At 47.8% G+C, this 23,504-nt stretch carries 19 protein-coding genes and 1 riboswitch; of the genes, 18 read left to right on the top strand and 1 reads right to left on the bottom strand.

The annotated features are described in order from the left end of the window. Window positions 1-15: 15 nt before the first annotated feature. The 9 genes from Q4A14_RS03465 to Q4A14_RS03505 all read left to right on the top strand — a co-directional run bounded on the left by Q4A14_RS03465 (window position 16) and on the right by Q4A14_RS03505 (window position 10,189). Entirely contained in the window at window positions 16-195 is a 180-nt protein-coding gene (locus Q4A14_RS03465) for a hypothetical protein (protein WP_303169962.1), read from the top strand. 136 nt (window positions 196-331) lie between these two features. Continuing rightward, window positions 332-955 (top strand): Crp/Fnr family transcriptional regulator, encoded by a 624-nt coding sequence (locus Q4A14_RS03470; protein WP_303169964.1) that lies wholly within the window; start codon window positions 332-334, stop codon window positions 953-955. A gap of 64 nt (window positions 956-1,019) precedes the next feature. Further along, on the top strand, window positions 1,020-1,826 hold the full coding sequence (locus Q4A14_RS03475) for a sulfite exporter TauE/SafE family protein (RefSeq protein WP_303169966.1): 807 nt from the start codon (window positions 1,020-1,022) through the stop codon (window positions 1,824-1,826). A gap of 113 nt (window positions 1,827-1,939) precedes the next feature. Beyond that, the gene (locus Q4A14_RS03480; protein WP_303169967.1) at window positions 1,940-3,355 is read left to right on the top strand and encodes a rhodanese-like domain-containing protein; all 1,416 of its coding nucleotides are present in this window, start codon (window positions 1,940-1,942) and stop codon (window positions 3,353-3,355) included. A 38-nt stretch (window positions 3,356-3,393) separates the two neighbouring features. Further along, complete coding sequence (locus Q4A14_RS03485) at window positions 3,394-3,708, top strand: rhodanese-like domain-containing protein (protein WP_303169968.1); 315 nt, start codon at window positions 3,394-3,396, stop codon at window positions 3,706-3,708. Between the two features lie 144 nt (window positions 3,709-3,852). Continuing rightward, window positions 3,853-4,064, top strand: a riboswitch (cobalamin riboswitch). A 147-nt stretch (window positions 4,065-4,211) separates the two neighbouring features. Further along, complete coding sequence (locus Q4A14_RS03490; RefSeq protein WP_303169969.1) at window positions 4,212-6,320, top strand: TonB-dependent receptor; 2,109 nt, start codon at window positions 4,212-4,214, stop codon at window positions 6,318-6,320. Beyond that, on the top strand, window positions 6,317-7,486 hold the full coding sequence (locus Q4A14_RS03495) for a YncE family protein (protein WP_303169970.1): 1,170 nt from the start codon (window positions 6,317-6,319) through the stop codon (window positions 7,484-7,486). Before Q4A14_RS03490 ends, Q4A14_RS03495 begins: the two co-directional genes overlap by 4 nt. 7 nt (window positions 7,487-7,493) lie before the next feature. Continuing rightward, on the top strand, window positions 7,494-8,783 hold the full coding sequence (locus Q4A14_RS03500) for a PKD-like domain-containing protein (protein WP_303169971.1): 1,290 nt from the start codon (window positions 7,494-7,496) through the stop codon (window positions 8,781-8,783). A 44-nt stretch (window positions 8,784-8,827) separates the two neighbouring features. Next, window positions 8,828-10,189: a DUF5074 domain-containing protein gene (locus Q4A14_RS03505; protein WP_303169973.1), complete on the top strand. Its 1,362-nt coding sequence runs from the start codon at window positions 8,828-8,830 to the stop codon at window positions 10,187-10,189. 302 nt (window positions 10,190-10,491) lie between these two features. Here Q4A14_RS03505 and Q4A14_RS03510 read toward each other — a convergent pair whose 3' ends face one another. After that, window positions 10,492-13,101, bottom strand: a complete 2,610-nt coding sequence (locus tag Q4A14_RS03510; RefSeq protein ID WP_303169975.1) for a DUF5686 family protein — start codon at window positions 13,099-13,101, stop codon at window positions 10,492-10,494. 683 nt (window positions 13,102-13,784) lie between these two features. Here Q4A14_RS03510 and Q4A14_RS03515 point away from each other — a divergent pair. From Q4A14_RS03515 to ruvA, 9 genes are all read left to right on the top strand, one after another. Further along, window positions 13,785-14,066: a hypothetical protein gene (locus Q4A14_RS03515; protein ID WP_303169977.1), complete on the top strand. Its 282-nt coding sequence runs from the start codon at window positions 13,785-13,787 to the stop codon at window positions 14,064-14,066. Continuing rightward, window positions 14,047-15,210, top strand: coding sequence for a C10 family peptidase (locus tag Q4A14_RS03520; protein WP_303169978.1), 1,164 nt, complete (start codon window positions 14,047-14,049; stop codon window positions 15,208-15,210). The genes Q4A14_RS03515 and Q4A14_RS03520 overlap by 20 nt, the downstream gene beginning before the upstream one ends. A 6-nt stretch (window positions 15,211-15,216) precedes the next feature. Next, window positions 15,217-15,990, top strand: coding sequence for a hypothetical protein (locus Q4A14_RS03525; protein ID WP_303169979.1), 774 nt, complete (start codon window positions 15,217-15,219; stop codon window positions 15,988-15,990). A 411-nt stretch (window positions 15,991-16,401) separates the two neighbouring features. Then, window positions 16,402-18,648 (top strand): bifunctional (p)ppGpp synthetase/guanosine-3',5'-bis(diphosphate) 3'-pyrophosphohydrolase, encoded by a 2,247-nt coding sequence (locus tag Q4A14_RS03530; RefSeq protein ID WP_303169980.1) that lies wholly within the window; start codon window positions 16,402-16,404, stop codon window positions 18,646-18,648. Between the two features lie 63 nt (window positions 18,649-18,711). Beyond that, the gene (gene rpe / locus Q4A14_RS03535) at window positions 18,712-19,371 is read left to right on the top strand and encodes a ribulose-phosphate 3-epimerase (RefSeq protein WP_303169982.1); all 660 of its coding nucleotides are present in this window, start codon (window positions 18,712-18,714) and stop codon (window positions 19,369-19,371) included. A gap of 19 nt (window positions 19,372-19,390) precedes the next feature. Next, a complete protein-coding gene (locus Q4A14_RS03540) occupies window positions 19,391-20,932 on the top strand; it encodes a ComEC/Rec2 family competence protein (protein WP_303169984.1) in 1,542 nt (513 codons plus the stop codon). 68 nt (window positions 20,933-21,000) lie between these two features. Beyond that, window positions 21,001-21,354 (top strand): redox-active protein, encoded by a 354-nt coding sequence (locus Q4A14_RS03545; RefSeq protein ID WP_303169985.1) that lies wholly within the window; start codon window positions 21,001-21,003, stop codon window positions 21,352-21,354. A gap of 185 nt (window positions 21,355-21,539) precedes the next feature. Further along, entirely contained in the window at window positions 21,540-22,514 is a 975-nt protein-coding gene (locus Q4A14_RS03550; protein WP_303169986.1) for a hypothetical protein, read from the top strand. A gap of 378 nt (window positions 22,515-22,892) precedes the next feature. Then, window positions 22,893-23,504 carry a Holliday junction branch migration protein RuvA gene (gene ruvA / locus Q4A14_RS03555; protein ID WP_303169987.1) on the top strand — a complete coding sequence of 204 codons (612 nt, stop codon included), beginning with the start codon at window positions 22,893-22,895 and terminating at the stop codon, window positions 23,502-23,504.

A 23,504-nucleotide genomic window follows, 5' to 3' on the forward strand; every position in this document is an offset into this window, starting at 1 on the left:
CCTGATCATTGTACTATGAGAAAGTTTGTACCCTATATATCTTACCTCTGTGCCGTAGCGATCTTCCTTGTGGCACTGGCAGCAAGTGACGAACTCAAATCACCGGCCTACGCCATCAAGATGGGGATAGCCTTTCTCCTCTTGCTCATCTCTGTCATCATCCTCATCATGGCACGGATCGAGCGCAAAAAATAAAGACATCAAATCACCTGATTAACCTGAATACTACACAACCACATTACTTTACCTTATCCCGAAAGATAGTCTGCCTCTCTACCCTACATCGGCACATAGAATTGTCAAGCGGATATTTTTTACTATGTTTGCCTCTATGAAGCAGTTGGAAGACATAACCGAATTTCGGAGTTCGCCAGAACTCGTCGAAAAGCTCTACACGCATGGTATCCTCAAGGTCTACAAGGCAGGGAGCGTAATCCTCAATGAGAATGCCCACATCCGCTCGATACCTATCGTCATCAAGGGGGTCATGAAGGTGATCCGTACCGAGGATGACGGGCGAGAGATCTTGCTCTACTACATCAAGGCAGGAGAGAGCTGTATCATGTCTTTCCTCGGGGGATTGCACAACGAAACGAGCAAGGTCAAGGTCGAGATCGAGGACGATGCCGAGATACTCTTCTTGCCTATCAACAAGGTATCCCTCTTCATGAAAGAGCATCCCGAATGGCTCAACTACATCTTCCGCTCTTATCACAAGCGTTTTGAAGAGCTCTTGGAGACCATCAATGCCATAGCGTTCAAGAAGATGGATGAGCGCCTGCTGGATCTCATCCGCAAAAAAGCCGAACTCGTCGAGGGCAATACCATACAGATCACACACGAACAACTCGCGACCGAACTCGGCACTGCCCGAGCTGTGGTATCGAGACTGCTCAAACAACTCGAAGAGTCCGGCATCGTACGCTTGGGACGCAACAAAATCACCCTTATGTGACTAAAGTAGCTGTACAGGGTTTCGGATATGGCGACCTTTGTGTCGTCATCCAACTGAAACCATTATGTACATCGTAGGCTATTTGGCATCCATCTTAATAGGTCTGTCACTCGGACTCATAGGAGGCGGAGGGAGCATCCTCACCGTCCCTGTACTCGTGTACCTCTTCGGCATAGATCCGGTATTGGGCACGGCTTATTCGCTCTTCATTGTAGGCATTACGAGTGTCATCGGGAGTGTCTCTTACTTCCGCCGTTCCCTTGTAGACATACGTACGGCTGTGATATTCGGCCTGCCATCGATCGTGGCCGTCTATCTGACCCGTGCCTATCTCGTGCCTGCGATTCCGCAGGAAGTATTCAGCGTAGGCGGATTTATCGTCGACCGCAGTATGTTGCTGATGCTCATATTCGCTATCCTCATGCTTGTGGCCTCCGTCAGCATGATAAAGCCAACCAATAAACAACAGAAGGCTCCACAAAAAAGCGAAAAACGCCACTCCTACCCCTATGCCTTGATCCTACTTGAGGGCACTGTGGTAGGCGCACTCACAGGCCTTGTCGGAGCAGGAGGAGGATTCCTGATCATCCCTGCCTTGGTCATCCTCGGAGGCTTGCCCATGAAGCAAGCCATCGGGACGTCCCTCGTCATCATCTCGGCAAAGTCCCTATTGGGCTTCTTGGGAGAGAGTGGTCTCGCAAGTCTTGACTGGGGGCTGTTGTTTTCTGTGACGGCATTCGCCATCTTCGGTATATTTTTGGGGATGAAGCTCTCCGAGCGCATTGATGGGGCTAAACTCAAGCCTGCTTTTGGGTGGTTTGTCTTTGTCATGGGACTGTATATCATACTGAAAGAAACAGTATTAGCATAAAAAAGAGTCTTGCCGGTCTTCAAAATAGCCTTATGTGACTAAAGTAGCTGTACGGGCAGAAAAATTGGTTCATCTTTGCAATATCAAGCCAACACATAAAACTTCTCACACTTATGAAAATAGAACAAGTTTATACGGGCTGTCTCGCCCAAGGCGCATACTACATCACCTCAATGGGTGAAGCAGCTATCATCGATCCACTTCGTGAGATCTCACCATATGTCGAACGCCTCAAGCGCGATGGCGTACAACTCAAATATATATTGGAAACCCACTTCCACGCTGACTTCGTAAGCGGTCACCTTGACCTGAGCCGTGCCACAGGTGCACCTATCGTGTACGGGCCGACAGCGAAGCCGGGATTTGATGCCATAGTGGCTGAAGATGGTCAGATATTCGAGCTTGGCAAAGCCAAAATCAAAGTCATCCACACTCCCGGACACACCATGGAGAGCTCTTGCTTCCTCCTCATCGACGAAGAGGGGCGTGAGACTGCACTCTTCAGCGGAGACACCCTCTTCTTGGGAGATGTGGGTCGTCCCGACCTGGCTCAAAAGGCTGCCAACCTGACTCAGGAAGAATTGGCCGGACTCCTCTACGACAGTCTGTACAACAAGATACTCCCTCTCTCCGATGATATTACTGTATATCCGGGACATGGTGCGGGATCTGCTTGCGGAAAGAACATGATGCAGGAGACTGTCGACAGCCTCGGCAACCAAAAGCGTGTCAACTACGCCCTCAAGCAACCGAGCAAGGATGCTTTCATCGCCTCTGTGATAGAGGGTCTGCTCCCTCCTCCGGCTTATTTCGGTGGCAATGTCGCGATGAATAAGCTGGGCTACGACAACTTCGAACAGGTATTGGAGCGCGGACAGTCTGCTCTCTCTGCGACCGACTTCGAGGCATTGGCAGAGCAGTCCGAAGCCTTGGTACTCGACACAAGAGCACCCCAGGTCTTTGCTCAGGGCTTCATCCCTCGTTCGATCAATATCGGTATAGATGGCGACTTCGCTCCATGGGCAGGTGCCATGATCGTGGATGTCAAGCAACCCTTACTCCTCGTGACCGAACCGGGACGTGAGGAGGAAGTGATCACAAGGCTGAGCCGTGTGGGATTTGACAACGTATTGGGCTATCTCGATGGTGGCTTCGACACGTGGAAGGCTGCCGGCAAAGAGGTAGACCATGTCGAGCGTATCTCTGCCGAAGATCTTGCCCAACGCTTCCCTCTCTCCGACAGCATCGTGATCGATGTGCGCAAGGAGAGTGAGTATGCAGCCGAGCATGTCGAAGATGCATACAGCCGTCCGCTTGCTTACATCAACGACTGGATACAGGATCTCCCTCGTGATCGTCACTTCTACCTCCACTGTGCAGGTGGTTACCGCAGCATGATCGCATCGAGCATCCTACTTGCGAGAGGATACCGCAACTTCACAGACATTGCAGGAGGTTTTGGTGCAATAGCTCAGACAAGTATCCCCAAGACAGACTTTGTCTGCCAAAGCAAGATTTCGAAGCAATAACACACTTTTGTCTCATCTATAAAACATCATAAATTATTATGTTCAACCTACTCAAAAACCTATTTTCCCGTCCCGATGATCAGACCCTCATCGAAGCCATCCAAGATGGCGCATTTTTGGTCGATGTCCGCAGTGCCGGCGAGTTTGCTTCCGGCAGTGTACCGGGAGCTATCAATATCCCTGTGGATCAGATCGAAGCACGTATCAATAAGTTTAAGGATAAAAAGAGCATCATCGTCTTTTGTCTCAGTGGAGGCAGGAGTTCTCAGGCTCAAACCATCCTCCAACGCAACGGCTTCACCAACGTCCTCAATGGTGGGACTTGGAAACACGTAGCATCGCTCAAGAAGTAATAAAACTAACAAGCAACCATCTGATTTACCCCAAGACCGTCATCGGAGAAACGTCTCCGGTGGCGGTCTTTACATGAAGGAACACATGAGATAAGCCCGATGCCAAGGGCAAAGGGGCATTATGGGTATGTTGTCCTTTTTTTGTACCTTTACAAAAGCATCGGTTCGGCGATACAAATGTCTCCCGCCGACTAAGAGGGAACCAGGTGAGAATCCCGGACAGGCCCGCTACTGTAAGTCCTATACAACGTCTCAGAGACAGAGAAAGAGGATGCCACTGCACGACAAACCAATGTGTGGGAAGGCTTCTGAGACGGGGACAAGTCAGGATACCTGCCGATGTGTGGTGTTTTTAGAGCTTTCGAGGAATAAGAGCTTTGAACTATTGGCGGACAAGCATGAGGCCGCAGGACTTCGCTTAATTTCCAAGGAGCTATTTGTGTGAATTTGAGAGGATGATACGTTGTGTGTCTCCTCCATGAACAAATAGTCTTTTTTTGTATATGAGCCTCGGCAGAGACTCTGTCAACCGGATAGCTTGGGGGTTGCTATTGACAGTTCTCTTCGCGATACTTTCTCCCACAACCTTAGCCCAAGGAGTAGCAACGAGCACAGCCTTGGAGCAGCCCTCAGACTCTCTCAAGATCTATCTCCTCAAGGGTATCGTCACCTATGGACAAAAGCCGGAAGTAGTACCGGCACAGACCTTATCAGGCAAAGAGATAGAACGACTCAATGTCGTCTCTGTCGCAGACGCGTTACGCTACTTCTCAGGGGTACAGATCAAGGACTACGGAGGGATAGGAGGACTCAAGACCATCAACGTACGTAGTATGGGAAGTCAGCATGTCGGAGTGTTTTTCGATGGCATACAGATTACCAACGCTCAAAACGGCACCGTGGACTTGGGAAAATTTTCACTCGACAACATGGAAGCCATCTCCCTATATAACGGGCAACGGAGCGACCTATTCCAGTCGGCCAAAGATTATGCTTCTGCGAGTGCGGTGTATATGGTGACTCGCAAGCCTGTATTTAAGCGTTGGCAGAAAGACAACTACACGTTCAAAGCAAAAACCGGATCTTTCAACCTTGTCAACGCTTCGATGCTATGGGAACGACGATTGTCAGACAAGATCAGTCTGTCTGCCAACACGGAGTTTATGTACACTTCGGGGCGATACAAGTTCAGATACCAAAAGTTTGAGGGATATGACACCACAGAGATAAGGCGCAATGGCGATGTCACAGCACTGAGAGCCGAAGCAGCTCTCTTTGGCAAACTGAATGGCGGGGAATGGATGACAAAAGCCTACTTCTACGGCTCGGAGAGGGGTTATCCCGGAGCCGCAGTGAAAAAAGACTATGAAATATCCTTGCTCAACGAGGATCGTCAGACGGATCGTAACTTCTTCGTACAATCACTCTTCCGCAAAAGTGTCTCATCTCTATACAGCGTAAAAGTACAGGCTAAATATGCCAACGACTATATGAACTATCGGATGCCTCCGAAGAGTACTCTGCAACCGATGGACAATCACTACTACCAGCAAGAAGCCTATCTGTCGATCGCCAATCTCTTCAGCATCGCTCCGTGGTGGAGTACCAACGTTGCTTGTGACCTCCAATACAACCATCTCGATGCGAATGGTACGGAAGTCTTCAATGCCAACTTTGTCCGTCCCCGCAGATTCTCCATCCTCAGTGCAGTAGCGACATCAATAAGGTGGAAAGGTGCTCACATACAAGGGAGTCTCCTTCATACGTTTGTCAAGGACAAAAGTGCCCTCGGAAGACCTGTAGCTGCGGACAAGAGCATACTGTCTCCGACCTTGATAGCTTCATTCCGGCCGCTTCAGGGCACAGATCTTGACTTGAGAGCTTTCTACAAAAAGATATTCAGGATGCCGACATTCAACGACCTTTACTACGTACAGATCGGCAACCGGCTCCTCCGCCCGGAGTACGCGACACAGTACAATATAGGGTTGACCTACAAGTGGAATGCGACTACAACAAGTTGGTTCAGGTCAATAGGCGTCAGCGCAGATGCCTACTACAACGAAGTGACGGACAAAATCATAGCCACCCCCACATCCAACCAACTTGTATGGACGATGCTCAATCTCGACTATGTGGAGATCAAGGGGCTTGACCTCGGGATCACACCTACGCTGAGACTGGGAAAAGTCTCCCTCAACTCTCGTCTGAACTATACCTACCAGATAGCCCAAGACAAGACCCCTGAAAAGGATTACGGAGGAGGTGATGATTCAGACCACACCGAGAACTTCTTCGGTCACCAAATTCCATATGTACCAATACACAGTGGCTCCCTTGTCATGGGAGCTTCATATGGGCCGTGGGATTTCAACTACAGTTTTATCTATACCGGTGAGCGTCATATGCTCGGAGGCAATATCCCCGAAAACTATATCCAACCGTGGTATACCAGCGATATGTCTGTGACAAGGGCTTTTGAGCTCGGCAGATTACGCTTCAAACTCGCTGCGGAAATAAATAACATATTCAACCAACAGTACGAAGTGGTCAAGTGGTATCCAATGCCGGGGACCAACTTCAAAATCAACTTAACAATATCGACAGTATGAAAAAGACTTTGAAATCAACACTTCTTGCGATCTTGACGCTCAGTTTTGTGCTGATAACCTCATGTCGCAGCGATGATCCTGTCGTACCATCAAAGCCCATTGTCATAAATCCTGACGAAAAACCTACAGAGGACATCCAAGGCTTCTTCTTGCTCAACGAAGGGAATATGGGTAGCAACAAAGCGTCACTTGACTTCTATGACTATACGACAGGGATATATCACCGAAATATATTCGGAGAGCGCAACCCCGGAGAGATCAAAGACCTCGGAGATGTAGGTAATGACATACAGATCTACGGAAACAAGCTGTACGCCGTCATCAATGTCTCCAACTATCTTGAGGTAATGGACGTGGCAACAGTCAAACACATCACGAAGATAGCCATCCCCAACTGTAGATATGTCACCTTCAAGGACGACTATGCTTATGTGAGCTCTTATGCCGGACCCGTGAAGATCGATCCCAATGCACGCATAGGCTATGTGGCAAAGGTAGATACTGCAACCCTGCAAGTCGTGGCAGAATGTACGGTAGGATACCAGCCGGAGGAGATGGTCATCTTTGACAATAAGCTTTATGTTGCCAACTCGGGAGGATACCGCGCACCCAACTATGATCGTACCGTATCGGTGATAGATCTCAACACGTTTACGGAAATAAAGAAAATCGACGTGGGGATCAACCTTCATCGTATGGAGATCGACAGATATGGCTACATCTATGTATCTTCCCGTGGGGACTACTACAACACACCTTCCAAGACTTATGTCATAAACACAAAGACGGAGGAGGTCAAGGAGATACCCAACCTACCCAATAGCAACATGACACGAGTCGGAGACGACCTGTATATATACAGCACAGAGTTCAACTACAACACCAAAGAGTGGACTGTGTCATACGCCATCGTGGATACTCCCACCCAAAAGATCAAAAGCCGAAACTTCATCAAAGACGGCACAGACAAGAAGATAAAGACTCCCTATGGCATTGCTGTACATCCAAGCACCGGCGATATCTTCATCACCGATGCAAAGGACTATGTCTCTCCGGGAGTACTCTACTGCTTCAATAAATCGGGCATCAAAAAGTGGTCGGTAACAACCGGAGACATCCCTGCACACATGGTATTTACGAGGAAAAAATTAAAAACTAAAAACTAAGCACGTCATGAAAAAGAACTTATCTATATTTTCAATCATCCTGAGTTGCCTGCTCTTTGCAGGACTCATGACTTCGTGTGATAACGACAACCCCTACCAGCTCAAGAAAGATGACATCAAAATAGAAGTACCGGACGGAGGATTTGTCATTCAGGTAGATCAACTTCTGAAGATCAAAGTATCCGGTATATCGGACGAAGGTCTCGCCTACGAATGGTTTATAGATGGAGAATCAATCTCTCGGACGAAAGATCTCGAACATTTCTTTGAATCTGCCGGAGAATACAAATTGACACTCAAGGTGACTCAAGGGAAGAAGATTTTTGAGTATCCCATCACTGTCAAAGTTATCATAGGAGGAGTTTCCCCTACTCCCAAACCAGAAGCGACAGCCTACATCACAAAGGTACTTGACTATATGCCCGGCGTAGGACAGTTTGTCAACAAACTACCCAAATATGATCCGGGAGACACCCAAGAAAAAATGAATGAAAAAGTACTCGCATCTATCGGCAACAACGCCCGGGGGCTGATTACTCTTGGAGGGTTTGGAGGTTATGTCGTTGTCGGCTTTGACCACACCATCCAAAATATCGAAGGCAAGAGGGACTTCCGTGTCCTCGGCAATGCTTTCTATGCAACCGGCAATCCCGATCCCGATGCTCCCGAGGGGGGCAGTTGCGAACCGGGAGTCATCATGGTGGCTTACGATGTCAACAAAAATGGACTTCCCGATGACAACGAATGGTACGAGATCGAAGGTAGTGCGCACGCTGACGTGACCAAGGAGCCTTGGTATGAAAAAGCCAAAAAGGCAGGAAACAACGTCCATCTCTACCGCGACTGTGAGATCACGTACCACAAACCGAAACAAGAGCCGGAAACAAGCGAAGAAAAGGAGAAGTATGTGCGTTGGGAAGACAACAAAGGCAACTCCGGATTCAAAGTCAAGAATCCATACCACAATCAGCCCTACTTTCCTCTTTGGGTCAAAGGCGACAAGCTCGTGCTCAAAGGGACATGTCTTCCACAAAATGGGATCAACGAATCAGAGGGATCTACGCCTTACTTTGTTCTGTATAAGTTCCGCTACGGTTATGCAGATAATGAGCTCAATACAAAAGACGACTCTGCTATCGACATAAGCTGGGCAGTCAACGAAAGAGGGCAAAAGGTCCACCTTCCCGGAGTAGACTTCATCAAGGTCTATACGGGAGTCAATCAAGAAAACGGATGGCTCGGCGAATGCTCTACCGAAATCATGGGCATTGAAGACCTCCATATCCTTGGCAAATAAATAATTGCAGTTAAACAAGTTTCACTAACTAATTGAACACAACAATGAAAAGATTACTTTATGTTCCCTTGGTGATAAGCATGATGATGGGTATATCTTCATGTTCCAATGACCAACCGACATTTGATGCTCCCGAAGTAAGCATCAACAACCTCTCAGGAGAATACGAAATGCCTCAGTCTGACGAGATCCGCCTCAAGGCCGTGATCAAGAGCTCATCCAAAAGCACATTCAAATGGTACGTGGGTGGTGTTGCGCAAGCGACGACAGACTCTGTCTTTGTATTCACCACTGACCGGATTGGAGAGCATGTGGTATCCTTGAAGTGCATAAACGAAGGTGGAGAGAAAGAAGCAACAGCCCAAATCTCCGTCTATGGCAAGTACAGACACGGCACATTTATCCTCAACGAGGGCAATATGACCTCCGAAAATGGGACTCTCATCTTTATCAGTCCCAAGGGGCAGATCACGGACAGCGTTTACATCAAGACCAACAACAAGACTCTCGGCAATGTCACTCAGGACCTCTTCATCAAGAATGGCAAGATGTACATCATCTCCCAAAATGGCAAGAAAAACACCCCCAATATGGAAAGCGAGGGTATGCTTGTTGTTGCCAACGCTGAGACACTCAAGCACTTGGCAACCTACGATGAAGAGTTAAAGAAAACGTTGAGTTGGCCTACTCATATTGCCGTGGTCAATGACAACAATCTCTTTATTCGAGACAACAAAGGTGTGTATGCTTTTGACCCTGCCACAAAGAAACTAACGTTTGTGAAAGGATCGGAAGGTGCTCTGAAAAACAGAATGGCAGTCGTTGGCAACAAGGTTTTTGTTCCCGGCAAAAAGCAAATCCTTGTCCTCGAAGCAGGAAAGACAGAAGTCACACAAACCATAGAACTCAACGCGACAATCTCAGGCGTGATCAAGTCCGCAGACAACAATGTATGGGTATCTGTACTCAAAACCTCAGATAAAAAGGATCGTATCATCAAGATCAAAGCAGCAGACGGTACAATAATCAAGGAGAACGAGATCTCCGAAGGTTCTGTAAATGCCGGCTGGGGAGCAACCCCGGGTATAACTGCGATAGGGAATACCATCTATTTCTCCGGCACAACGACTTCTATCTATCGTCACAATTTTGAGACAGGAGACACAAAATTGATGGTTGATGCCTCAACGCTCGTGCAGGATGCAAATATTGTGTACAACAACATTGCAGTCAATCCTAAGACCGGTCATGTGTATATCAATACGCTCAAGGGATTCGGCTTGGATTTCTTGAAAAACAGCATTGCCCTCCTTGACTTCAGTGGCACTGCGCCAAAGTTGCACAAGGAATACCGAGACTATACCAACTTCCCTGCAGGCATTTTCTTCACATACGACTTCAATTGATCTCCTGAGAGAGATCTGATCATCCGACCGTGGATTGTCAGCAAAAGCTGATGATCCACGGTTTGTTATTTAGAGGCACCTCAGATGTAAGTCATCTCTTTCAATTGCCTTGAGAGGAGTAAGGTTTTAGCTGAAAAGCAGGGATCAGAAAGGTCTGTACTTCAAGCAAAGCATTTGTCGTGATGCAAATAACAAAGTCTCTCCCTCACACATACGGTCACTCCTCCAAACATCAATGGAAGTCCGTGCATAGAATCATGGCAATCGATCCCGATGACTTGATACACTAAATCAGACTTTTGTCAGAAGTTGAGTCGGAGTTCGCCCTTGATGCCGTACTCAGATCCGGAATGAGGGCCCGCCGGAGTCAATCTCTTGAAGACATCGACACGCAGGATGCGCAGGATATTTTCAAACCCGAAACCGACCTCCACATACATCGTGTTTTCCATCTCCGATGTAGAAACCGGGAGGACAAAGAGCTCCCTACTCGTCTTGGAGTTGTTGAGTTGAGACGTGTTGCCATAGAGGGCATTGACGGTAAAGACTCCTCTGAGATTGAGTCTGTTGAGGAGAGGGATACGACTGATGAGCCACCCTCTCATGTGATAAGAGGCAAAGAATGTGGCGTACTCGTCCCCGATATACTCCATCGGCTGCATGAGCTGGAAGGCATTTTCGTTGTACGCCGTTGCCGAGTTGACAGGCGGTGTGTACAGCAAGGGAAATGGGACGCTGTTCCATATCTTTCCCACTTTGAACTTGTAGTCGAGATTGCCATACGAAGAGAACCACAACCGTTGCTCTATCCCCGCTTCGGTCTTGTTGAAAAAGAAATCCCCGCCCCACAGTTTGACCGACACCTCGTGACTGAGCATAAATATCGGCAAGTCTCTCTGTTCCTGTCGTCTCGATCCGGTCTTGAGATTGCCCTCGTAGACACGCTCCCCCGGAGCATACCTGAGTTTCAGCCCAAAGGCCATATCCTTGATCTCAGGCAGGTTTAGGAAAGTAGAGTCCTTTTTGATGTACACATAGGACAGTGACCCTGTGGGTCTGTCGGTGGTGTGCCTCCCCGATAGTTCGTACGATAGCCCCTGCAGACCATCGTGTCGGTACTTCATGAGCCACGTCTTGCGGTACGAACGACTTGTGAGATAGGCAGTCCCGAGGTTGCGCAAGATATTGTCCTTGTCGTTGTCGTTGTAAAACTGTCCGGGGGCATAGAGATCATACTCGTGAGTGAGGGAGATATCATGCTTGGGGAACTCGTCGAGGAAGTACCTCTTGTTTCGGAAGCTGTAAGTCGCTTGAGCGTTGTACTTCCACTGCTTGTCCCTGAAACCATAGGCTGCATAACCGGATAGGAACAGTCGCGGAGACAAGTAAGCTGTCGTACGCCCTCCCAAGCGTAGACGCACACCCTCTATATCATTTTTGCCATAAAAGGTAGACACAGGGCCTATGTCAAACTTACTCCCTCCGTAAAACTTGTACGGAGAGTATGCCGTACGCACATATCCCCTTGAGAGCATCTCCGACCCATCGATGACAAAGCGGTAGAAAGGGATGCGACGCACCTCCTCGAGGAAGCCCTTCGCTCCATCATCCGAAGCAAGGAGGGGTTGAGACGAAAGTTCGAGCTTGTATCGTCGGGCTTCCGGAGCATTGGAGAGGTTGCGCACGGGGACACGACTACGAGTGAGGAGGGTATCAGGGGTGACAAAGTCATAATGATCGTACTTGCGGGTATGCTCGGCATAGAGAGCAAGAGTCCTCCTGAAGAGAGACAAGTTGATATTCATCTCCTCCTCATCCACTACCCAACGGCCACCCTCGATCTCCTTGAACTCCTGAGTGATCTTGAGGTCGCTCACAAAGTTGAGATTGATGCTCTTCGGCACCTGCATCTCACACCGCACCACACGTGGCACTCCGCTATCCACTGTGACATACATCTGACCTCTGAAGCAAAATGTCCTGGGGTTGTAAGGGTAATAGTCCACCACTCTGACGACTCTGCCCTTGGAGACGATCGTATCGGTGAGATAAAACTTGTAAAACCGCTTTGCCACAGTCGATAGAGGAGACACAAACCTATTGTCCAACAACTTGATATCATCTCTGAAGATGTCTACCCTCGGGAATATCTCTTCGAGACTCTGAGTCATCGTCCCGTCATCTATGTTTTGATCCACTCCGATACGATTGCGGTAGCGTATGATCTCCCTGATCTCACCATCAGAACCATTGTAGCCGACATCGGACACCGACTCTCGGAGCGATAGTGGCAGCACCCACTTACCGTTGAGCTTGGACGTGGTGACATAATTGCGAAAAAATGGGAAAAGGCTGTTGAGCAGTCTGTTGTTGAGGTCGAAGTTGGCAACGGAGAGGTTCAGCTTGTCGTAGACCCTGTACGTATGTTCGTCATACCCTCTCAGACGGATATTTATGAGACTGTCCATGAGGATGACGGCAGGATTGTCTTTGGCATTGTAGACACCTCGCGGACGCTCCACTACGACATCCTCTGCGATACCACCCACAGGCATGATCTCGATGCGAAGCGTATCATTTTCGACCTCTCTCGGGACATAAGTGTACAACAGGGGATGATAAGCGGCATGAGAAAAAGAAAGGGATATCGAACGACCGGAGGAGTAGAAAGCCCTGGGATACTTCACCTTGCACACACCGGAAAAGCCGGTCATATACTTCCGGCTCAATGGTGCAGAGGCCATCACATCGACACCATAGACGGGTCTGCCACTGACGGCATCTGTGACTCTGACAACATGTGTCACATGAGGGCCTTTGACGTCTGCCCGCTTCTGAGCCACTGTGACAAATGGGGTGGCAATCATACTCACCACCAGTGCCATCATGTATCTCAACCACCTATAGTACATATCCACTATATGACATTTGCAGGTATATAGACCCATACCTCGACTCCCCCCGAGATGATACCACCGGGATAACCCCGAAAGCATCATCAAACAATCTCCACACATTAAATTAATATATTAGAGATCAAGCGAATTTACGAACAAAAAATGACTTTGCCCACACTCCCGGCTCAGTTTTTCGCTCATCCGCCCAAGCAAGAGTCGGACTCAAGACAGCTCTTCCATACCTTGTCTCTGAACGGCCGGGTATCAGGCTCTCGGAATCCCCCGAAAAAGGTTGTCTAACTTGATGCGTCAAGTTAGACAACTTCATTCATCAAGTTAGACACCTTGATTTCGAGCGTCGGACATCTGATCAACCCTCAAAGAAAAAGGCAAAAGTTGTCGAAAAGACATTAACATTTGCCCGATGTGCATTTTCTTTCGATTTGCTTGCAACATTAAATGTAATTTAATATTTTTGAAACCATTGATTTAGGAGTGAGATGACTTACCTTCCTATTATTAGTCAGACTCCTCAGCTATCCTTTTACTTTTACTGTCGACTGAAACTTATTATTATTTTAATCTTTAATCCGTTTTTACTATGAAGAGATTTTTATTTTGTGTTTTTCTGTCAGGGCTATTTTCTTGCTCTTTTGACTCAGAATATCTGCCTGAGACAAGTTCAGAGGTTATTGACGTTGAAGTTAATTTCTGAAACCACAATCCCTAAAGAGGAAGCCCTTCAAGAATTGAGGGATCTGTTAAGTTCATGGAGTCGTGATGGACTTCGAAGTGAAGGCGAAGGGTTTGCGTATAAGCGGATGCTTGCAGATCTGGAAGACTACAATTTGTCAAAAATTAAAACTGTACCCGGTGGAGGAAATAGCTTGCGCGCAGAAGGGGACACCATTGAGCGGAACGAAAACCTCTTACACCTGGTGAACTTTGATGAAGGAGGATATGCTGTACTGTCCAGATAAGAGGATCCCGGCTACAGTTTTGGCAATTGTGGAGGATGGTGAAATTGATATTAATGATTTCATTCTGACGGACTCTCTTTTGACACAGGAAAAGATGCAGAAGCTGTATCCTAATTTTAAATTTTATAATGACTCCATAAAGGACTGTTATGTCGCATCCCTACAAGATGACCATCTTGCCGTCAATAAAATGATTTATTCTTATGCGGCGGCTTATGCAGATTTCCCTTGCGACAACGAACTCAATAATAGTGATAGTGATAGACACCACAGTGGGCAGAAGTATTTGGACAGGATAATTGATTATGATTGTGGAGGAGGCAGTGGATCAACTCCTGTTTATGAGAGAGTTGTAGGCTCCTGGAAGACTCTTGAAGAAGTTCCCACATTGGTCAGGACAAAGTGGAACCAGTCCTATCCTTTTGATAAATTCTCCCCAAACAGACGGAAGTATGTTATCTGCGGTCCATCAGGGCGTGCACCTGCAGGGTGTGTTCCCATAGCCATAGCTCAGATTTTGACAGCTTTGAAATATCCTCACAATTGGAAGATCAATGGCATCTTGGTAGATTGGGACAAATTGGGGGATTTCAGAACGACAAAACGATGGGAGGAGGGCACAGACTATATAGACTATATTGCCGGCTCTGTTTTGAGGTTTATCGGACTTTCTGTTGATGCATGGTATTTTTACAATGCGACATTTGCATTTCCTTCCAATGCAAAGCAGTTCTTCAAGGATTGGGATTTTGAAAACGTAAACAGATTTTGGTGTGGAAAGGAAGAGCATACAATAGAAGCTCTGAAGAAGGGAGCCCCGGTATTTATTTCCTCAATTTCGGGATGGGTCAATGGGCACGCTTGGGTGATTGATGGATATAGGATACAACAGCGTGAAATAAAAACTATTAATCCCTCAAACTCGGAGGTCGTAGCTACTGAAAAAGAAAGTCGAACATTGGTACATTGTAACTTCGGGTGGAGAGGAATTGCAGATGGATATTATTATTTTGGTGTTTTTAATACAAAGAGTGGTCCTGTAGAGGTTGATAAGCAGGTTGATCCCAAAGAGCTAAAAAAAGGAGACTGCGACTTTACTTGGCACACTTCTGTCATTACATTTGATAACCCTAACAAACGATAAAAAAAAATGAAAAGAATTTCATGTTTGGCAATGATTGTCTCTTTATTGTCTCTGATTACCTCAAGTTGTGATGACAGAGAAGAGAAGATCGAGTTAAGGCACTTTGCAACCACTTTTGTGTTGAATAAAGAATTGTCGTACAGATATGAGGATAAGGACAAAACTGTCATTGAAATCAGTCCTTCGTATGGGGATACTAAATATCTTGTAGGCGAAGGTGATCATTCCGGAAAAGAGTATGAGCTTTACCATAGCATAGCCGAAAAGTATGGAGACACTTGTCACCGTGAGATCTATACTGTAAATAAGTTTGGGAGTGATATGCCAATTCGATTTTTTTTGGCAACTCCTCTTGTGGGTTTGGAGATTACCAGTGACATTGATTGGGGGCAAGAGCTGCCGGCAGGAGCATCCCTCAATGCCCAATTGGTTACTGTTGTGATGGTGTTCGATAAGTATGTCCGGACCTGTACAAAGGTGGAGCAAAAACCGGCTTCGGACGAATATCCCATACAGCAACCTTCGATGAAAAAACTGATAGATGAGGGTGTACAAGGACTGAAGAAGAGTATGACCGGCGAATTGATCGTTGCCCCTTTGTCAGAAATTGATTTTACCAAAATCGGCTACTGGGGCTGGAGCGCCATAGATTATCGATTAGTACGACCCTACGCATATCTTTCGTCGGATCATCCCAAGTTCAAGGAGCCTCAGACACTGACATTCAAGGCGACCTTCAAGGATGGCTCCACGCATACAGCAACTCTGACAATAGAATGATTTGAGACCCTGAGTTTTTATTCCTTTTGCAGTACCTCATAGAGGGAGAGCCAAAGTTTTCTATTTCGGCTCTCCCTCTTCTCGCTTATTATTGCATATTTTCCGGTAGCAAGCACAACACGGAGTTATTAAAAGGACGTGAGTTCGATGTAGGGAAATGCTCTTGGATGTACATAAACAAGTGAAAAACACATCGAATACCCTAATATCCTCTAAAACAATCATATTACAAAGGGAGAGAACTTCGACAACTATCCTCATCGTGACATTTAAAATATAGAACAACAACTAAACATGTATTTTGCAATAACGAAATTATAAGCAAAAGAAAACTTTCGTATATTTGTCTTAAAACGATCTTTCACCACACCATGGGGGGTGACCCATCGACCTTAGATAAACCTAAACGGTATGCACGTAAACATTACTCAACAGGACGAACAGTGGATAGCACAGGAGTTTGATCAACTCTTGCAGGATTATCTCGCATCTAACCACCGAAAGCGGACAGACAAGATCATCAAGGCTTTTAACCTTGCCAAGAGCGCCCACGCAGGGGCAAAGCGCAAGAGTGGAGAGCCTTACATCTTGCATCCTATTGCGGTGGCGTCTATCTGTTGCAACGAGATAGGGCTGGGCTCTACCTCCATAGCCGCTGCGCTCCTGCATGATGTGGTCGAGGATACGGACTACACCGTGCAAGACATCCGTGATATGTTTGGCAACTCGATAGCTGTCATCGTCGATGGTCTGACCAAACTGTCGGGAGAGATACTTGCGAAGACAAGCATGGGCAGTCAGGACACGTCGGCACAGTTGGAAAACATCCGTCGTCTCCTTCTCACTGCCAACCGTGACATCCGTGTGATCCTCATCAAGATCGCGGACAGACTACACAATATGAGGACGCTGTCGAGCATGCCGGAGGCCAAGCAGGCCAAGATCGCGGCAGAGACCCGACTATTCTACTCTCACCTCGCAGAGCGTCTCGGTATGTACCATATCAAGATGGAACTCGAGGACTTGTCCCTCAAGTACGATCACCCTGAAGAGTATGACCATATACGTTGCCTGATAGAGCAGTCTGATAGTCAGAGAGCTTCGGTGTTTGATAAGTTTTATGCCGTCATCAAGGACGACCTCGATGACCTCACGGTCAGGTACGAAATACAACACAGAGTCAAGTCGGTCTTCTCGATATGGAACAAGATGAAGACCAAAAATCTCCCATTTCAGGAGATCTATGACATCTTTGCGATACGCATAGTCTTTGAGCCTTCTTCGCCTGAAAATGAGTACAGTGAGTGCTTCCGCATCTACCAAGCCATATCAAGACATTTCAGAGTCAAGGGCGACCGTCTGAGAGACTGGCTGAGCAGTCCCAAAGAAAATGGGTATCAGGCTCTCCATTGTACTGTCATGGGGCCTTCAGGTCAATGGGTAGAGGTGCAGATACGTTCGAGACGTATGCACGAGATGGCAGAGCGTGGACTCGCGGCCCACTGGAGATACAAGGCGGAGACCGAAGAGGTGGACAACATCGAGGAAAAGATCCTCAACAACGTGCGTGCACTGCTGAACAACCCCGGACCGGATGCATCGGAAGACTATGAGACTCTGATGTATAAGTTCAGCACGGAAGAGATGCTGATATTCAAAAAGGACGGTTCGCAGGTACGTTGTCCGGGAGGTATCACTGTACTCGACTTTGCTTACTTGCTGGGGGACGAGATAGGACACCGCTGTATAGGTGCCAAGGTCAACCATGAGATGGTCAATATCGATGAGACCCTCAGCAGTGGAGACCAGGTGGAGATCCTCACAACAGCAAAGACAACCCCCAAGGAAGAATGGCTGTACTATGCCAAGACCCCTCAAGCAAAACGCAAAATACGTACTTACCTCACACAGGAGAAGTACGCCAAGATAAAAAGGGGCAAGGATACATTTCGCAAGTTTGTGGAAGCCAAGGGATTTCTCGTCAGTGACCTCATCCGTGAGGGTCACTCGGTACTCACCTACCCCGACAGCGATGACTTTTACTTTGCCATCAACAAGGGCGAACAACCCCTCAACGACGACCTCATCAATGACCTCGAACGCGTCATGGAGCTATTCCGTGCCAATGGCGAAGCCGAGGAGCATCAGCCTTGGGAGTCCGACGAGAGTGGTGCTCCGGCTCTCGATCCATCGAAAAAGAAGGAGACTTACACACTTATCGCAAAGGACGGCAAACGCAACTACATCAGAGCAACATGTTGCAAACCGATCTTTGGTGAAGATGTCCATGGCATCCTCAACAAGGAGCGTCAGGTCGTCGTGCACAAGAAGTATTGTCCCGAAGCCATGATACTCAAGGCGAGCAAAGGCGACAGTATCGTGTCCGTGGCTTGGGGCCCTCATATCAATTCGACATTCGGTGTGACGCTCGACATCGAGGGGGCAAACCTCGAGGGCTTCGTGTACAATATAATTGCGACACTCCGGAGCTTGAGCATTCCGCTGACAGGGATCAGCTTCACAAGCTCAAAAGATAGAGCGATAGGTCATATCAGCATCCGTGTTCCCAACCTCACAGAGATGGACACACTCGTCAAGCGTCTGAGGGACGAAAACGAACTGCTGAAGATCCTTCGCCGTGACATCACGCGCAGGTAAAGCTCTTTCTCTCAAAAACTCCGAACAGCAAGTATTGTCACTCATTTATTCAACTCTAAAACAATGATAAAAAAAGGAGAGCGCATCATTGCGCCATCTATACTTTCGGCAGATTTTCTCAACCTCGGCAGAGACATAGAGATGCTCAATAGGAGCGAGGCACAGTGGATACACATGGACATCATGGACGGACGCTTTGTGCCCAACATCTCGTTCGGACTACCCATAGTGCAAGCTGTATCGGCAGTGACGGACAAAGTATGCGACGTACACTTGATGATCGAACAACCCGAACAATACATCAAAGCCTTTGCGAAAGCAGGAGCGGATGTGCTCACCATTCACTATGAGGCGGTACGACATCTGCACAGAGCGATGCAAGAAATCCGCGAAGCCGGCATGAAAGCCGGGGTCGTCCTCAATCCTCATACACCGGTGTCTCTCCTTTCGGATATACTCCCTTATCTCGATATGGTGTTGTTGATGTCCGTCAATCCGGGCTTTGGAGGACAGAAGTTTATCACCCAAGTACTCCATAAAGTGAGTCAGCTCCGCCAGATGATCGACGATGGAGGACATGAGGTCATCATCGAAGTCGATGGTGGTGTCAATGCAGAGACTGCACCTCTTCTCTTTGATGCCGGAGCGGAAGTACTCGTCGCAGGAAGTTATGTCTTCGGAGCTCCTGATCCCGAAACAGCTATCTCCGGACTGTTGAAATAAAACATAGACCAAATATCAGATGAGCCACCCACCTCGTCCGATAAGATATGGAGACCGACCCGCATACAAGTTGATGTGGGGCGGTCTTGTTGGTTTTGCACTATATCTGTCGGGTTGGCTTGTCGGAGGAGCAATCGTTTGGGCGTTGCTTTGTGCTTTTTATCTGATACGCACCTTTCTGAAGTCCGGATCGGAGAGAGGGACTTTGCAGTCTATCGTATGGATAGGAGCATGGGCTCTACTCTTCGGGATATACTGCGAGGTGAGGACTCCGGATATAGAAACACGCTCCAAAGCCTTGACGCTCTATGATACAGAAGTAGTCATCGCGTATCCACAGCATAAAAAGGGGGAGATGACCCAAAGAGTACGGGCCGAAGTCAAGCGTGGACAAGGGGCAATCTCCACCTTACTGCACATACCTAGTGAACAAGCCCTGACGGACAGCTTGCTCTACGGAACGAGAGGGACGGCAACTCTCGATCTACAACCGCTGAGTCTGATGAAGTCTCACGGCTATGCCACATACCTCCGTAGCCAAGGCATAGAAGCTACAGCCTACCTGCATCGGTTGTCTGACCTTTCGCCGGCTCCTGCGCTCACCTCCCGACTGATGAAATGGAGAGCACATCTGATCCGATATTTTGGGGACATAGCAGAAGGCCACATGGGTGAGCGGGAACTGCATCTGCTCTATGCACTGATATTGGGAGAACGCTCACATCTCGACAACAGCGACAAGGCCCTCTTTGCAGAAGCAGGTGTCTCTCACCTCCTTGCGCTCAGTGGCTTTCATCTCGGGGTTATCTATCTTGTGCTGTCCAAGTTGCTACGTCTCCTCTTTCCTCTGCACAACAGACGAAAGTTAAGGTATATCATCCTGCTCCTCTCCCTCGTAGCCTATACTCTCTTTACGGGAGCAGCACCATCGACCCTCAGAGCTCTCCTCATGTCTGCCATATACCTCATTGCAAGGCTTATCGATCGCCCGGCAGATGGCATACAGACACTTTCACTCACCCTTGTCATCCTATGGCTCATCAATCCATGGAGCATACAGAGTCCCGGGCTTATCCTCAGCGCATCGGCCGTGTGGGGCATCCTCGTATTTTTCCCACTTTTTGAGAGCCTCCTCTCACCCCGACATCAAGTGTCCAAATATCTCTATCAAGCTCTCTGCCTGACGGTCTCTGCACAGATAGGCGTTGTGCCGTGGTTGCTTTATTACTGGGGTAGTGGCAGCCTCATACCTCTTTGGAGCACGTTACCCATGACACTGCTCTCAGTCGTCATCATCCCTATCGGGCTTATAACCCTTATCCTCAGCCTATTGAGTCCGGGAGTGTGGATCACACCATTGCTGATGATCTCGGATACACTGGCCGAACTTATGTTGCAGACAAGCTCGTTTTTTGCACGACAAACACTTCCGACAGCGACATTCACACCCCATTTGGCACTCATACCTGCGTACTACATCCTCTGCCACTACTTGCTCTACCGACCGCTGTCGAGATATATCCATGCACTCAAGCTCCGAACATTCTACATATCTACCTGAAAACTTGCTCTTTTCTACACAAAAAAGGCTTACCTTTGTGGTAGAACACTCATGAAAACTTTAATACAATGGCTAAATCAACAGATTTTTTCCACAATAAATCGAACAACTGGAACTGTGCTCAGTCCATACAGAAAGGCTTCCAAAACATCACCAAGATGAGCGACGAAGAGATAGAGCTCACCTATCGTCCTGCCGGTGGCGGTCGTGCCGAAGGCGGATTGTGTGGGGCTCTGTACTCTGCAGAGAAAATCCTTGAGGAGAAAGGACTCCCATCTATCAAAGAAGAGTTTACGAAGATAGCAGGAGGTAGCACGTGTAGAGAACTGAAAGGCGAAAAGAAGTTCCCTTGCAACTCTGCCGTAGACCTTGCCGAAGAACTCCTCGCTAAGCGCCTCAAAGAGGCAGGCTTGGACGAGTAAAGCATCCTATGAAACACAAAAAAGAGCGATCAGTCTCTCATGAGATTGATCGCTCCTTTTTCTTACCAAACAATCAGAGAAACATCCGTGTCACTAATATCCCTATCAGCAGGAGCGCATAAAAAGAAAAAGGCCTATTCCACAACTTTTTATATATTTGCACAAATACTCACAATGAAATGACAATGAGATCTCTACTGAGATACACGACTACAATCGCAATGACACTCCTCTGCTGTGGGCAATACCTCTCGGCCCAGGAGCATATCCCTCAGATCAAAGGAGACAGCCTACCCACCTTACCCCCTAAAAAACGAGCTCCGATACAGCGACCTTCGGCGTTGGATATCCCTTCGCTTCTGAATAAGGGAAGAGGAAAACTTGACAAGGAGTTCAATGATCCTTTTGCCATACAGAGTCGCAGCAACAATGCTTTCACATGGGTCGAAGACAAAAGTTTGTGGAACGACAGATTTTCCCTATCGGCCTCAAAGTATGAAGGCTTGGCTCAACAACCTCAGTGGCAAAACAGAATGTTGCACTCCATCCAACGCGAGATCCGTCTCAACTACAAAATCAACAACAAGCTCTCAGCGTATACCTCGGGGATGATAGGCTACACAAGCCTGCCTATGCAACTGTACGCTGACAAGCAGTACAACGTGCAGGCAGGACTCGACTACAAGGCGAGTGAAAAACTCACCATAGGTTCGGCCCTTGCGGTAGGACGGTTTGTCCACACAGACTATATCAATCCCAACGCATATCTCAGATATGATCTCAACAAAAACCTGCAGATCAACCTCTACGGAGGGATACAACTTGCCAAAGGCCCCTTTTCCACAGGCTACGACTCCCGATCACTATATGGAGGCACAAGGCTCAACTACACGACAGACCAAGGGATATTCTTCTATGGGCAGGGATTTGCAAGTCGCACCAATACGATACTGTCCCCATGGTCGCCCAATCCCAATGTATGGACATCAGGCATAGGAGGAGGACTGGGATACAATATCCCCGGCTACGGTCCTGTGAGTATAGGGATGGACATGGTGTTCAATCCTGTAACACAAAGGATGGAGCCCATGTACAGTTTCAACATCGTGAACGGACTTATCTATCTCATCATGAAGACTGTCGAAGCAATTTCCGAATGAGCACCTCCGGTCATCAGGAAGACATCATCCCGATCTGATCCGAGAGTAAGCAGATAAGCGCAACCGCAAGAGCGACAGCAACGAGTGTGGCAAGTACGTTCCGGAAAAGAAAGTCCAAAAGGACAACAAAGAATGAAAGTAACTTGAGCCCCTCTACACCTGTATCACAGGGGCTCAAAAAAGTTGCCTACCTTGACACATCAAGTTAGACACATTGATTTATCAAGGTAGGCATGTTGATTTGGGGAGATGTACATCTTTTGCAGCACATATCTCAAGTTTATTTTTTTGACAGTCTATCATAGCAATAGATCTTGCATTGTCATGGGTAGAAATCTTCGTAACTTAGCGGTACGCAACTATTTAAGCTAACATTTTATGATCGAATACCTCAGAGGTACCTGCGTGCAGCGTACCCCGACGACAGCTATCATCGATGTCCATGGTGTGGGCTACGAAGTCTTCATCACCATCAACACGTACAATCATCTCAATGAAGGGCAGGAGGATACCAAACTCCTCATCCATGAGATCATACGTGAGGACACGCACGATCTCTACGGATTTGCAGAGGAGATCGAGCGTCGACTCTTCCGCATGCTCATCACGGTCAACAGTGTGGGGGCAAGCACGGCACAGATGATGCTTTCGACCTTTACTCCGACAGACTTGGCCAAGAAGATTGCCAACGGTGATGAGGAGTCGCTCAAGGCTGTCAAGGGCATAGGTGTGAAGACCGCCCAACGCATCATCGTCGATCTCAAAAAGAAGGTGGCCAAAGAGATGTTCGAACAACTCCATGCCGACCCTCAAGAGGCTTTGGGCGAAGGCATCGTGGCAGATAAGGAACTTATCGAAGAGGCTACCAAGGCTTTCGTTGCACTGGGATACCCTGCCGCTGCTGCTCGCAAGGTGGCAGTGAAGATAGCCAAAGCCAATCCGGGCGTTTCGATCAATGATATGATACGCATGGGGTTGAGGATGTTTTGA

Origin of the sequence: Porphyromonas sp., from assembly GCF_030529325.1 — a bacterium.
Classification (GTDB): domain Bacteria; phylum Bacteroidota; class Bacteroidia; order Bacteroidales; family Porphyromonadaceae; genus Porphyromonas_A.